11 protein-coding genes and 2 pseudogenes are annotated in these 15,342 nt (G+C 29.9%); all 13 read left to right on the top strand.

All coding sequences use genetic code 11. The features are described 5' to 3' along the window. The first annotated feature begins 65 nt into the window (after nt 1-65). Nucleotides 66-833, top strand: coding sequence for an ABC transporter ATP-binding protein (locus RH99_RS05500; protein ID WP_010235061.1), 768 nt, complete (start codon nt 66-68; stop codon nt 831-833). Beyond that, a complete protein-coding gene (locus RH99_RS05495) occupies nt 820-2,826 on the top strand; it encodes an FtsX-like permease family protein (protein WP_010235059.1) in 2,007 nt (668 codons plus the stop codon). The genes RH99_RS05500 and RH99_RS05495 overlap by 14 nt, the downstream gene beginning before the upstream one ends. Before the next feature lie 215 nt (nt 2,827-3,041). After that, nucleotides 3,042-3,713 carry a response regulator transcription factor gene (locus tag RH99_RS05490; protein ID WP_026038409.1) on the top strand — a complete coding sequence of 224 codons (672 nt, stop codon included), beginning with the start codon at nt 3,042-3,044 and terminating at the stop codon, nt 3,711-3,713. Nucleotides 3,714-3,973: 260 nt separating this feature from the next. Further along, nucleotides 3,974-4,741: a sensor histidine kinase gene (locus RH99_RS05485; RefSeq protein WP_243441454.1), complete on the top strand. Its 768-nt coding sequence runs from the start codon at nt 3,974-3,976 to the stop codon at nt 4,739-4,741. Between the two features lie 586 nt (nt 4,742-5,327). Further along, nucleotides 5,328-8,405, top strand: a complete 3,078-nt coding sequence (locus RH99_RS05480) for a hypothetical protein (protein WP_010235052.1) — start codon at nt 5,328-5,330, stop codon at nt 8,403-8,405. Nucleotides 8,406-8,577: 172 nt separating this feature from the next. Beyond that, nucleotides 8,578-8,955 (top strand): hypothetical protein, encoded by a 378-nt coding sequence (locus RH99_RS19660; protein ID WP_243441453.1) that lies wholly within the window; start codon nt 8,578-8,580, stop codon nt 8,953-8,955. Nucleotides 8,956-8,984: 29 nt separating this feature from the next. Further along, entirely contained in the window at nt 8,985-9,269 is a 285-nt protein-coding gene (locus RH99_RS19655) for a hypothetical protein (RefSeq protein ID WP_243441452.1), read from the top strand. Nucleotides 9,270-9,423: 154 nt separating this feature from the next. Beyond that, nucleotides 9,424-10,206, top strand: coding sequence for an alpha/beta fold hydrolase (locus RH99_RS05470; protein WP_010235050.1), 783 nt, complete (start codon nt 9,424-9,426; stop codon nt 10,204-10,206). 37 nt (nt 10,207-10,243) lie between these two features. After that, nucleotides 10,244-10,876, top strand: coding sequence for a TetR/AcrR family transcriptional regulator (locus RH99_RS05465; RefSeq protein WP_010235048.1), 633 nt, complete (start codon nt 10,244-10,246; stop codon nt 10,874-10,876). 211 nt (nt 10,877-11,087) lie between these two features. Next, a pseudogene (locus RH99_RS05460) lies at nt 11,088-12,310 on the top strand (phage portal protein). Beyond that, nucleotides 12,297-13,202: a minor capsid protein gene (locus tag RH99_RS05455; RefSeq protein ID WP_010235046.1), complete on the top strand. Its 906-nt coding sequence runs from the start codon at nt 12,297-12,299 to the stop codon at nt 13,200-13,202. The pseudogene RH99_RS05460 and the gene RH99_RS05455 overlap by 14 nt, the downstream one beginning before the upstream one ends. A gap of 811 nt (nt 13,203-14,013) precedes the next feature. Beyond that, entirely contained in the window at nt 14,014-14,517 is a 504-nt protein-coding gene (locus tag RH99_RS05445; protein ID WP_010235042.1) for a capsid assembly scaffolding protein Gp46 family protein, read from the top strand. Between the two features lie 58 nt (nt 14,518-14,575). After that, nucleotides 14,576-15,314 (top strand): annotated as a pseudogene (locus tag RH99_RS18555) (terminase TerL endonuclease subunit); the annotation flags it as partial. Nucleotides 15,315-15,342 lie beyond the last annotated feature (28 nt).

The following is a 15,342-nucleotide window of genomic DNA, read 5'->3' as shown; positions in this document are numbered from 1 at the left end:
ATCGATGGCAGAAAAACAAAATATCCTATACAATTTGATTAAAGTACAAATTAGGAGGTTTTATTATGCCAGTATTAACTGTTAAAGATGTTAAAAAAGTATATGGTTCAAAAATTGGAGGAAGCACATCCATTGCTTTAAACGGAGTAAGTTTTGAGGTTGAAAAAGGTGAATTTGTAGGAATCATGGGACCTTCCGGTGCTGGAAAGTCAACACTGCTGAACGTAATAGCTACAATTGATACGGTGACTTCGGGGCGAATTTCAATTGGAGGACAAGATATTTGTCAAATAAAAGAACCTGCACTCTCAGATTTCCGCAGGAGTAAACTTGGATTTATTTTTCAAGATTATAATCTACTTGATACTTTAACACTTAAAGATAATATTTCTCTTCCTCTCATTTTATCGAAAAAAAGTGTGGAACAAATTGAAGCTTCTGTAAAAAACGTGGCAACTCATCTTGGCATCGAGAAGATTTTAAACAAATATCCTTATGAAGTATCTGGAGGTCAAAGGCAAAGAGCTTCAGCAGCAAGAGCAATTGTAAATAATCCAGAGATAATTCTTGCAGATGAGCCTACTGGGGCACTTGACTCAAAATCTTCTAGAGATCTGTTGCAATGTATGCAAAATCTTATTGAAAGCGATAAAGCAACCATTTTACTCGTAACGCATGATGCGTTTGACGCAAGCTTTTGCAAAAGAATCATTTTTATAAAAGACGGATTGTTGTTTATGGAAATAATTAATACAGGAAATAGAAAAGAGTTCTTTGACAAAATACTCAAGGTGCTATCTTCTTTGGGAGGTGACAACAGTGAACTTATTTAACATAGCACTCAATAACATAAAGAAAAAGTTCAGTAGTTATTTAATATATCTTATAAGTACCATATTTTCTGTCACTATATTCAGCCTTTTTTGCTCTATATATTTTAACCCACAGTTTTCAAAGTACAAATCTGGCGAAAGTAAAATGGGGGTTGTTCTACAGGCATCTGCCATAGTCGTTATAATATTTTCTTCAATCTTTGTTCTGTACTCAAATAAGTTTTTCTTAAAGACACGAAAGAAAGAAATTGCCATCTATTCATTATTAGGAATGAGAAAGAGTCAAATAGGCAGGATGTTGTTTTACGAGAACATTATCATTGGCATATTTGCAACTGTATGTGGTATAATGCTTGGAACGTTATTTTCGCGATTCTTTGCAATGATTTTGTTCAAATTGATGGCTGCGGGAACCAAAGTCACTTTTTCAATTGAAATTGGAGCTGTTGTTACGCCCATCGTGGCATTCTTTATATTGTTTGTTATTAGTTCTGCCAATGCTTACGGAATCATTTACAGATATAAATTGATTGACTTGTTGTCTGCAAGCAGGGAGGGAGAACAAATCCCAAAGTATTCTGTTTGGGGAGGTCTATTATCTGTTTTGTTGATAGCAATTGGATACATCATCTCTCAGCAGATGAATGTAAATCTAGGGGGATTCAAATTACTCTTCCCAGCATTTTTGATGATGGTTTTCATTGTAGTTGGTACATTGTTGTTTTTCAAAAATTTCATACCTATGGCAATGGTAAAGCTCAAAGGAAACAAACATTTTTATTATAAAACTTCTAATTTTATCAGTACATCTCAAATTGTATATCGAATTAAGGCAAACTCAACCATGCTTAGTGTGATTACCATTCTATGTACTGCAACAATAGTAATGACCAGCGCAACATATTCATTGTATCATGGATTAGAGGACTCAGTGTCCTATTATGCACCATTTTCATATATGGCCAAAAATATAGACAAAACACAGTATACAAATATTGTGGATACTGTGAAGCAAATTGGTAAAGTAAAGATTACGGCAACAAATCAATTTGGGCTGATAGAAGCACAAGTTCAGAACAATAATTATTCTACCCAAACAGAGAAGACTCATGGAATGACTGCAAATGCATTCATTCTTTCTGAGAGCGATTATAAGTCCATCATAAAAACCACAAAAGCTAAAATCGGCTCAATGAGCAATTTGAAAACTGATTTTAATGTAGAACTTAAGGATAACCAATGCTATTTTATTGACGGCAATACAACTGGTGAATACTGTAAAAATCTCAAAGGAAGTCAAGTGAATGTTTATTTCGGTAACCAGACAAGTAGTTATGATGTTGCAGGTGTATCATTGTACAAATACATTGGAATTTCAGACCTATATGGAAAGCCTACGATTGTTGTGAGCGGTAAAGTATATAACAGTTATCTTAAACAAGCGACCAATGGTAACGTTGCCCGTTTCACAGGCTTTATGTTTGATGAACCTATGAATTCTGAAAGCACCGTAGATGCATTAAATAAAATTGTACCTGGGCGCTTTGATATTCCCGGAGTTCCTAACATCAGTTATATTGGATTTTACAAATCCAATTTCGCTCTTTTCGGCGTTTATGTTTTTATTGGTTTGTTTCTTGGCATTCTATTCATGCTTGCAATGGGTAGTATAATGTATTATAAACAGATTATTGAAGCGCAGGAGGAAATAACGAGATATGACATTCTAAAAAAGGCAGGAATGAACAAGAAAGAAGTCAAGGAATCGATATCAAAACAGCTTGCAATTGTTTTTGGACTTCCACTCTTAGCTGGTCTTTCACACACATTTTTTACATTATTAGTATTTAACCGTACGATGGACATTATTGGTCAAGAAACTCCAACATTACTAAACGCATCAATAGTTGTAGCAATATTTATTGTAATATATGGTTTCTTTTATGACATTTCTGTGAAAAATTATCTACGAATTGTATGGTGCAGCGAATAATATAACGCTTACTTTTGCCTGAGTTTTTGGACTTAGGCAAAAGGCATATGATATAAACCAAATAGAAATATTCAGAAAAATATGTACAAAAGTATTAATTCAAAAATATATGTGGTAAAGTTTATATTATACTAGGATGTAAACAATGAAGTATAATGAATATTTTCGGAAGATAAATGCATATTCCCCAATGCAAATTAGAAAGAAGTGACGTTGTGTTTAAAATTTTTATAGTCGAAGATGATGAAAAAATAGCGGACATTGTCGTGCAAAACCTATCAAAGGCGGGATATGTTTGCAAAGCTTCAAAACAACTGTCAGACATTATGCCCGAATTTATTGGATTTAAGCCTGATCTCGTACTAATGGATATTATTCTGCCGTTTTACGATGGATACTACTGGTGTGGTAAAATCAGACTTCTTTCAAAGGTGCCAATAATGTTTATCTCATCCAAAAGCGAAGATATAGATATTATTGTTGCAACCAATATGGGGGGAGATGATTATATCGTCAAACCTTTTTCTATTGATGTTCTTGGGGCAAAGGTAGTTGGACTATTAAGAAGGACTTATTCATATGATAACTCTGAAATGGATGTTATCTCTCACAATGGACTTATCTTAAACATCGGAAGTGGGGTAGCGTCCGCAAACGGTAAAAGCGTAGAGCTGACAAAAAACGAAGCCCAAATACTTACGTTGCTACTGAAAAACCGTGGAAATGCAGTTAGCCGTGAAAGAATCATACGGAGCTTATGGAAAGATGCCAGCTTTATTGATGATAATACGCTTACGGTAAATATTACAAGGCTTAGGAAAAAACTAAGTGATCTTGGTCTTGGAAATTATATAGAAACCAAAAAGAACTTGGGGTACATGCTATGAAACTATTTGATTATTTATGGGATAAAAAGTTTCTAATACTTTTATATTTAACAACATCTCTGTTTACAGGTGCGGTTATTTACATGGGTGAATCAACTTCACTAAATGAATCACACGGATTGTATGTCCTTTTTGTATCCTTGTTTCTTTTTTCGATTTACTTGACAGTGGACTTTATATTGAAAAGAAAACATTTCAGTATCTTAAAAAAAAATTCGCTTTCAGAGGGTATTGATTGGGTAAATTCCATTACGTCACCTATGAGTGCAGAGCAACGCATTTACCATGATCTTTTGATAAAACTTTACAAAGATGCAAATGAAAAAGTTGTTGCACATAACACAAAAAGCATTGAGAATCTTGAGTTTATGACCATGTGGGTTCACGAAATCAAGACACCTATTGCAGCTTCTAAGCTTATTATTGAAAACAGTGTGAATGCTCCTTCGGAAAAAGTGCTTTACAGTATTGAGGATGAAATCAATAAGATTGAAGATTTTGTTCAAATGACATTATTCTATTTAAGGTCAGATGATTTTGCAAAGGATTATTTGATACATAGTATAAACCTTAATACAATCATTAACGATTGTATTATTAGAGAGTATTCAAGTATTACAAATAAGAATCTTTCGCTAAATATGGATAACCTTGACCTGGAAATTGATACCGATGAAAAATGGCTTGGATTTATAATAAAGCAAATTTTAGACAATGCTATCAAATATTCATCCATCAACAGTGCCATAAAAATATATGCTGAACAAACTGAAAAGGAAAGTGTATTATACATAGAGGATTCCGGCATCGGCATTAAAGCCGAAGATATAAATCGTGTATTTGATAAGAGCTTTACAGGAAATAATGGGCGTAAATTTTATACTTCTACAGGGATTGGATTGTACTTAAGCCAAAAGCTTGCAAGAAAGCTCGGATATAATATTTCAGTTTCGTCTGAATATGGTAATGGAACAAAGGTGTCAATTCATTTTCCAAAATGGAGTGATTATTTTAAAATGCAATGTTAATCAGCCTTTTTAGAATAAACATCCACCCAAAATTTGCAATAGTAGATCAAAAAAATATTTGGTATGGAAGATTCTATGACTTATTATAGTACGGTAAAGTTATAATTCTGTATATACAATAAAATCACAATCTTCTATTTTTTACATACTAATTCAAAAGGCAGTTGTGCCTTTTTTCTTTATATTTTTATGAATATGATATACCAAATTGTAACATTTGCTTTTCAGTACATGACATGGATGCGGGTAACACTATTTTTAAGTAATTTTAACAACATATTATTCATGTATAATATGTTGTCACCTTTTATTTATAATGATTTTTGTAAAATAGGCCTTCATAAACATGTAAATGAATTTTATATAAAATTTAACTAGTAGTATCAACAGAGATTGTTAGGTTAATTAGCAATATCTGAAAGGTACTTGTTACCTTTCAATTGCTAATTATTATAATTTAAAATTAGCACACTAGGTACAAAGGTATCTGGTGCTTTATTTTTTTGTAAAATAGAAGGAAATTTAAGTATTTTGTGGAATATAATAATAATCAAATCCGAAATATAGATTAATATGGGGGGAACATATGAAGCAAAAACAAATTAAAATTTACAGCTTCGGAAGAAAAAATATTACAGACGGCATAATAACTTCTGAAAATTTAGAGGAAAATATAATAACTTTAACAGAAAGTTTTCTTACTTTTGCTTATGAATGTTATGAAAATGAAAAATTAGAAAATGGTCAATTCATAGAGAAAATTATAAAAGTAATGCTACCAAGTTCCGAAGAAGAAGCAAAAGCTGAATGGGATAATGCATTAACATTCAATGATAAAAAATATTATGCTTGGTTTGCAACTACTGGTGGAATGAAAAAAGAAGATTTGGGTAAGTGTGAAACCATATTTATAAGTGAAGGCATTAAAAGCTTTGCTGATGAATTTGAGGATTTAATTTCTTTAGGTAAATTTAAGGAGATTGAAAAAAGTAAGGCAGGAATTTGTATTAATAAGGATGTATTAAGTAGACTTTCTTTAGGGACTAGCAGCTGCTATATGGCAGGAGATATGCCTAATATTATTGTATTACCGCAGCCTAAATTTCATTTGATAAAGGACTATAAAACAGTAGAGAAATTCACGGAGAAGGTTAAAGATAAAAAAGATAAAGAGAAGGATAGAACAAATTATAATTTAGTAGATTATAATTTTGATGATGATATAGATGTTTTTGATGGAGGAGCTATTGCAACTCCTAAAGTTTTCAGACAGATTGAAAAGAAATTAGATGTTAGCTATGATGTAGAGTTTGCAATAATAAGAGGCTATGGAATTGGTATAAAAGGCATGATTACCAAGTTTAATATTTTAAAATACTTAGATGTGTTTTTAAAAGAAAATACAGAATATTGCAAAAAAGAAAATGATAAATTTTATTTAAAAGATATGTGGAATGAGTGGCAGGAAGTTACTGATAACACTATGCTTTTAAATGAATCAATGGTTAAGTTAGCAAAATATTATAAAACTGAAAATGATGAAAATATGGAAACATATAAAGATAGACTGGCTAATGTAGATGAAAAATATAAAGATATAATTGAAAAATTATATGTTACAAAGATAAATAAAAAAGATGAAGATATTGAGAATTACAGGAGATTAAATTATCAACTGCTAACTGCATTAGCTTTGAGTAAAAAGAATTATGTAGATTTAATAAAAGAAGATATCAAAACTTATAGAAAAATATTGAAACCCTTTGATAAAACCAGTGATAAGGAAGAATGGCAGATTAATATAGATTCCATAAGATTATTCTTTAAAAATATTATTAAGAATCATGATGAAGAAAGTGAAGAGTTCCAAGAGGAAGTTAAAAATGTTAGTAATAGTGTAGTTAATAAATGTGAAGAGCTTCTCAATATCTCAGAGGAATTTATAAACCTAAAATTTGTTAAGAATAATTTAGCCAAGCTTATAGAAAAGAAGTGTAGAGAACTTGCTTGTGGGAAGGTTACAGCTAAAGCCAAATATCAGTATATTTCAGTAGATCCTATTTCTTATATGAACTATGCAATGTTTAGAGATCAGAAGGAGGATGGACTAAAAGAAGGAGAATTCTATAGTTATGATTGCAGTGATGGAGATGCTTGTACCATAATAGATTCAGATATTATAAGAAGTGCTGTATTAGTTCCTAAAGATAGTAAGTATTTCTTAAATAAAGATGATGGTCATAAGGAATTAATGGAATATAATAAGGAAAATATATTTTTAGCAACCTATAGAGCTTCAGGAAACTTAATTGGCAGTATTGCTTTAAAGAGTGCAAGTATAAATTCAAATAGTCAGCAAACCTACGATTACTATGATACAGTTAATAAAAAATTTCTATTATATGGTAGTCTTAAAGATGATAAAGAGTCTAAAGAAGCATATGAAAAAGAAAAAAATGAAAAATTAGAGAGTGGAGAATGGATTACAACTTATAAAGCAAGTGAGCAGCATAGAGAACATATTAATCAAAGATTTTATGAAAATGAAAAGGACATATACATAGTTTTATATAATGCTATGGTTAGTATAGATGCTCCTAAAACTTTATATTTTCCAAGTAAGTCGGATATGGAAATAATAAATGATAAATACAGTAGAAAGGCTTGGTTCTTACAGTATAAAGAAAATAAAGAAAATGTAGATACAAGACATTACCAACTTACCTTTGGACTTTTAGATTCTATCACTAATTTAATAAAAAACGAATTATTAAATGAAATAAACAGCATTACTAAAAAGTTTGATAATAAAGCAGCTTTAATACAGAAAAAGCTGATAAATGGAGATTATATTGAAAAAGAATATAATGATTGTTTTGATGATATAGAAAAAATGTACAAGGATTACACAGAAAAACGAAAAAACATTGACTCAGAATGTTATAAAAAATCAAGAAAAGAAACTAAGTTTAGAGATGAAATGTTAAATAATTCTTGTTGGAGCCAATGGGAAGAAGATGAGTATGAAGCAAAAATAAAATCTTTTAAAGCTGAAAAATATAAGCAATATAAGGAAGTAGATAGCAAATATATTGTTATGGCTGATGGAATATTAAATACTTATAAAATTGTAACTATATCTAATGCCATTGGGAATATGAAGAATTGTACTGAAGATTTCATTATCAATTTATTTTATCCTGTATTCTATTATTTAAATGATAAGGTAAAAGCTGATAGATATTTTTATAAGAAAGCAGAAGATGTAGATATAACTTACCTTTATGAAAAATATAAAAAAATAAAGATTGAAGCCATAGATAATAGCAATATAGTTATGAATTTGCATTTAGAGGAAAAGAAAAGATTAGATGTTATAGATGTTAAAAAGGATGTGAGAGCAAGGGTATTAGATAGTGGAGTCATAGAATTAATTAAATCAGAACTTCAAAATAATGGACATGTTTATTTTGGAGTTAAGGTTATTGAGGATAAAGTTATTTTATTAAAAGATGAAAAACAGATGCTCCAAGTATTTGATGACTGGATTCAAATTAATGAATATAATTTATTGAAATGCAGCAGTATTAAGTTTGAAATATTAGGTGAAATAGCAAAGAGTAAAAAGAGTTTAAAATTAACAGCTACAGAAATAGCTATATAGTGGGCAAGCTTACACTAAAATTCCAGGAGTAAGAAGTATTAAAAAGCCAGCAGTAATAAGCTTTGCTGATAGAGATGATTTATGGGCAGAGTGGGAAACAAAATATAATAATTTACAAGATGAAGATAGAATTAGAACAGCTCTATCTTTTTTTTATGCAAATAAAGAGGAAATGTTAAAAGGCACAGAAATCTTATGGGATGAATACTTGGATTATTATTATTTAATGTGCAAGAAACAAGCTATGGGAGAGAATTCTTTTCATAAGGAACTTCAAAATAATCCAAGAAGTACAGATGAGTATATATTTCAAAATATTAGCTATTGGGATAGGCTACCTAACTTTGATGAAATGGAGATTGTTGCATACATTGATCCTGCTATTAAAAATGGGAAAAGAAATGACTATTCTGCTATAACAATCTTAGGTAAGCATAAGAGAACTAATCAAAAATATGTTATTGATGGGAGTATAAATAAACTTCTGCCTGATGATTTATTTACATTAGCAGTAGAAAAATTAAAATTATTTCTTGTTGATAGAGGATAGGTTTTGAAGCCATACAGGCACAATCTTATATGAAGCAGAAATTTGAAGAAGAATTATGGAAGAATAAAATTTATATACCAGTTGAAAGTGTAAATAGTAAAGGTAAAAAACATGAAAAAATAATAAGTCTTGAATCAGAGATTAAAAAAGGACATATTTTATTTAATGTTGATAATAGAGCCTACAATAACCAAGTTAAGGACTATAACAAATTTGCAAAACATGATGATGCTCCTGATAGTTTATATGGAGCAGTTCAATTATTACAGAGAATGAAGAAGTTGAAATTCTTTGATAGGAATTTATTATTCTAAATGTATTAAAAAGTTTTGAAGCTGCAATAGAAATAATATCAAGCTATACTCTGTTCTAAAAAATAAGTTTACATTATAACTTGACCATATGGTCATAATGATATTATAATATACATATTAAATGACCGTGTGGTCAAAAAAGGAGTGATTCATAATGGCTTTATTTTGTGGTGAGATAGGTAATAAATCAAGAAAATCCATAGTTTTTATTCATGGAGGAGGATTCAGTAGTTGGATGTGGGATACTCAAGTTGAATTTTTTAAAAATCAATATTATTGTTTGGCTCCTGATTTGCCTGGTCATGGAAATAGCAAACATGAAGAGTACATATCAACCAGGGACTGTACCGAAAAGGTCATTGAAATTATTGAAACAAAAGCAAAGGGAAAAAAAGTTATTCTTGTAGGTCTCTCCTTGGGAGCACAAATAGTTGTGGATATTCTTAGCATAAGACCGGATTTAGTTGAGCGTGCATTGATAAACAGTGGTCTTGTCATACCTTTTAAACTACTAAAGTCTATGATACCATTAATGGTAAAGTGGTCAATACCTCTTGCCAGCAACAGAAAATTTGCTAGGTTTCAAGCTAAATATATGTATATTAGTGATAGTTGTTTTGAAACATACTATAAGGATACTAAGTCAATTACCGCGAAAACACTTTCAACTTTTATGCTTGGATATTTTGATTATAAATTACCTGATGCTTTTAAAGAAATGACTGTTCCTTCATTAGTTCTTATAGGTTCTAAGGAACCAAGCTTCATGAAAAAATCATTAATTGCCTTGGTGAAATCAAATTCAAACTGCAAAGGATATATTATGCCTCATGTAAATCATGGTGCTTCCCTTGCTAATCCAAAACTATTTAATGAAGTACTGGATGCATGGATAAATAACCAGCCTTTGCCATCAGAAATCCATGAATTTTTATAACTAAATGCTGATAAACAAATAATATGAGGTGAAGTAATTGTGTGCTAATTTTGAAAAACTTCCAGAAGAAAAGAAGAAGAAAATAATTGATGTCTGCATAAAAGAATTTGGTAAAAATGGCTATATTAATGCTTCTACTAACAATATAGTTTTAAATGCAGGCATCTCAAAAGGTTCTCTATTTAACTATTTTGATAACAAGAAAAAGCTGTACCTCTATATTCTAGATTATACCATTAATTTCTATGTGAACTTAATGGTAAAAAAAATGAAGATAAATAATCCTGACATTCTTAAACGTATTTTAGAATGGGCTGGATTAAAGCTTTCTATTGCTATGGATGAACCAGTAGTTTATCAGTTCTTTGCATCTGCATTTATAAATATCCCAGAAGAATTAAAGACTGATATTGAGATTAGATATAACAAATTATATGCTGAAGGGTATAGATTAACTGTGGAGGATATCGACTATACATTGTTCAGGGATGATATCGATAAGCAAAAATCTATCGAATTAATAATTATGTCTATGAACGGAATTTCGGAAAAATATATTTCACTATATAAATCACTTGAGGATAATGGCTATGAGAAAATTTCTCAAGCTTATGATCAATTAAAGGAATATGTTTCAATTCTTCGAAAAGTATATTATAGGAATGCTTAGGTTAATTGCTAAAATAATTTCTACAATTGAATCCAAAGTTATATAAGCTATTTAGCCAACACTTTATTTTATAAAATTTAAATTAAATAATATTCAAATAGTCTATGCATATTATTAATACGTAGGCTTTTGTAATTTTTTCAAAGGAGATGGTACATATTGAATTTAACAGAACAACTAATAAAAGACTGCTTACAGGAATTAAGAGAAAATCAGCAACATAAGCATATATAAAGACTACTACGAAGGCAACCATTCCATTCTAAAAAACTACAGAATGCAGGATTCACGCAGCAACATGAAATTAGTTTTTACATATCCTAAAAAGTTTGTGGATAATGAAGTAGGTTATATTTTAGGAGAACCAGTTAATTATGTTTTTAAAAGTGACAATGATGAAGCTATTAGTTATATAGATATAAATTTAAGTCATTGGGATAAACATCATAATCAAGAATTGAGAAAACAGAGTGAAATATTTGGTGAAAGCTATGAACTTCAATATATAAATGCTGATGGAGAATTTAGTGCTATGGTCTTAAATCCAACAAATTGCTATGTACTAACTGATGGAACTGCCGATGACAATGTTATTTTAGCAATACATAATTTCAAGAAAAAATTTGATACAAGTGAATACCTTGATGTTTATTTTCAAAATTATATCTATCATTATAGGATAGAGACAGGAGAATTAATCAGCTTAGGTGAAGATGCACACATATTTGATAGAGTGCCTATTGTTACTTGTACAGCTAATACAGAAAAGCATTGTGGTTTTAAGGATATTATTTCTTTAGTGGATGCTTATAATGCTTTAAACTCTGACCTAGTAAATGAGATTGCTGATTTTAGAAATAGCTATATTTGTATTGAAGGGCCAACTATTGAGGAAGAAGATTTAGCTAAAATGAAGTCTATGGGGATTATTCAAGTTCCATCAAATGCTAATGTATATTTTCTTACAAAGGAGATTAATGATTCTTTTGTTCAAAATGAACTAAATAATATTGAAAAGAAAATTTATGATTTAAGTGACCAGGTAAATTTTAATGAGAATTGGGCTAGTAATACATTATCATTGGCATTAAAAAATAAATTAATTAATCTTGAAAATAGATGTTCCTTAAAGGAAAGTATAATGGAGAAGGTTCTAAAGCAAAGGCTAAGGAACTTTTTTTATTTATACAAAAGAAAACAGGTAAGTATTTTGATTATAGGGATATATCTATAAAGTTTACTAGAAATCTTCCTGTAGATTTAGCTACTACTGCTCAAATAATCACACAATTAAAAGGTGTTATTTCTCAGGAAACAGCTCTTTCACTTCTTAATTTTGTTGAAAATCCAAAGTTGGAACTTGAAAAATACAGGAATGAGCAGGATTATAATATGATTGATTTGGAAAAGGTGAACACTGATGCAGGACAATGATTTAAGTAAAGGGATTAAAGATATAAGAGTTGAGATGGAACAGAAAGTAGCAGCACCAATAAATACAATCCTAAAAGAATATAAGAAAAGCCTTGAAAATATAAAAAATGAAATAGCTCAATTATATTTAAAATATTCGGTAGATGGAGTTTTAAAAGTTAGTGAAAAGCAAAGAGCAAATGTATTGCTGTACATAGAAAAGAAACTTATTGATGAAATGAGAAAACTTGGAGATGTTGATGAGACAGAAACTACAGGATTACTCAAAGAAGTTTTTGGTGAAAGTTATTATAAAACAGCCTATGAGATAGATAGAGGAATGGATATTAATTTAAAATTCCCACTGCTTACTACTGAATTTATTGAGAGTGCAATTAAAATGCCAATAAAAGGGGAAATGTTCTCAGATAGGATTTGGTCAAATAAGAAGAAGTTATTGAATAGAGTGAGAGATGATATTAAAAGTGCAGTTATTGAAGGAATACCAATTGATAAATTAGCAGATCAAATAAAAAAAGATTATGGAGTAAGTGCATATGAATCAAGAAGACTTATTTACAATGAAGTATCAAGATGTGTAGGGTCAGCACAAGATGAAATATATAGAAAAACTGATGCAGTTGTAGAAGTAATGTTTGATGCCACCTTAGATAATAAAACATCTAAAATATGTATTGGTTTGGATGGTAAAAGATTTTCTAAAGATGAGCATCCTATAATTCCAGAAGATACTCATGTAAATTGCCGAAGTTGTATAGTTCCAGTAGTTGAAGGATGGAATCCAACAGTTAAAAGAGAAAATATAAAAGGCAAGGATGGGGAGAAACCTATTATTGATTATACTGATTATAAATCTTGGGCTGAAAGTATTGGGATTAAATATGCATATTAAAAATTAGTCACGAAGTGGTGATATTATTGCAAGAACGAAGATAATTATAAAAACTGAAAATGGAAAGACTGAAACCCAATAAGCATTAGTTCGATAAATGATTTTTAATGCTGTATTATAAGATATAAATAAGTCAGAGTACATACTGATGCTCACTATGTAAATAGAAAAAAATACAAACAATTTTATTATCAATTTAGCAAATTCTTTTCTAAAATTATTGCTTGAGCTAATATATATTCCAAATAATGATGATAAAAATTTTATAATATTTTGAATTATAGAAGCTATCATTAAAATTAATAATAAAAAGATAACTATATAATTAATATATAACAGGACATTAATTATATAGTTTATAAAATATATTAAATCATTTAAATTTTTAGGGGTTAATAAAAGAGAATTTTTTACATTAAGATAATTACTAGGAAAAAATCTGTACAAAATCCAAATAGGAAATGTAAGGAATGCTAATTTATTTATTAAATGTGATGGATTTATAAACTTAATTATTGATTGTAATAATGTGAAAAGATCTATCATGATAAACCTCCCTATAAAATTCATAATATATGTTTATGAAGCTATCTATAAATGTAGTAGTGTATTTAATTTATATGATTAAATAATATTAAAAAAACAGTATTGATATTAATAAGTGTATTTAATAAAAATTAAAATTTAAGCAAAACTGGACATCCATAATCGGGTGTCTTTTCTATATTATCGAGGGATTGAAACCTTCAACTACCAAGGGGAAGATTCAATAACTCAAACAAAAAATAATAAAATCAAGGAGGAATTTTTTATGGAAGAAAACAAAGAAAAACAAAATACTGAGGGTACAGAAAATCTGGACACTCAAGGTGGGGGTGATATTAATATTGAAGGGATATTAAATCATCCTGAGTTCAAAAAGTATATGGAGTCTTATGCTGATAAAAGAGTTTCAGATGCAGTAAAGAGTACTGAAAAAAAGCTTAAAACAAAATTTGAGGAGGAAAAGAAAAAGTCAGAAATGACTCAAGAGGAAATTTTACAGCAGAAAGAAAATGAATTGCGAGATAGAGAACTTAAACTAGAAAAAATCCAGTATTTCAAGGATAAACAATATGATCTTGATTTACTGGATTTTGTTTTTGGTGAGGATATTGAAGCTATTAGGGAAAATTCAGATGTGCTGGTAGCTAACATTAATAAGGTTATTGAACAGAAAGTCAATGAAAGGCTTAAAGGTGGTTATGTTCCACCAAAGAATGATGGCAATAAAAGTAACAATACAGACAGCATTGGATTAATAGCAAGGAGGTGACTTCCAGTCACCTCCTATGGGGTCAGGTACCATAGCTTAAACTAGAAGTTTATGCTTGCTATTCAGACAGCTAAGATTAAATCGATGGGTAAAACAATCAACTCGCTGGATGCAGATGGATAAATGGGACGAGTGTGATTTTAATATAGATATAGATTTCTTAAGAGGCAGAGAATGTTATGGCGGACTTGACCTTTCAAGTACTACAGACATAACTGCTTTTGTTTTAGTTTTTCTACCAAGAACATCTGATGAAAAATATATAGTACTGCCTTACTTTTGGATACCAGATGATAATCTGAAGCTAAGAGTAAGAAGAGATCATGTTTCTTATGATGTATGGGAGAAGCAAGGTTTTATAAAAACCACTGAAGGGAATATTGTTCACTATGGATTCATAGAAGCTTTTATTAAAGAATTAGGTACTAAGTATAATATAAAAGAAATAGCTTTTGACAGGTGGTGAGCGGTACAGATGGTGCAGAATCTTGAGGGAATGGGATTTACAGTGGTTCCTTTTGGACAAGGCTATAAAGATATGTCACCATCTTCTAAGGAATTAATGGAAGCTAACTCTTGAAAAGAAGATAGGACATGGAGAAAATCCAGTACTTAGATGGATGATGGATAACATTTATGTAAAAAATGACCCTGCTGGAAATATTAAAACTGATAAAGAAAAAAGCACAGAGAAGATAGATGGAGCTGTGGCTTTGATAATGGCTATGGATAGAGCAATAAGACATGGTGGAAATAGTGGAAGTATTTATGATGAAAGAGACATTTTGATACTGTAAACTTTTATTGTTAATGATGTTTTTAATG

Origin of the sequence: Clostridium arbusti SL206 (assembly GCF_000246895.1) — a bacterium.
Lineage (GTDB): Bacteria > Bacillota > Clostridia > Clostridiales > Clostridiaceae > Clostridium_I > Clostridium_I arbusti.
The sequence above is the reverse complement of the archived record's forward strand: the minus strand, read 5'-3'. Positions and strand labels throughout refer to the sequence as shown.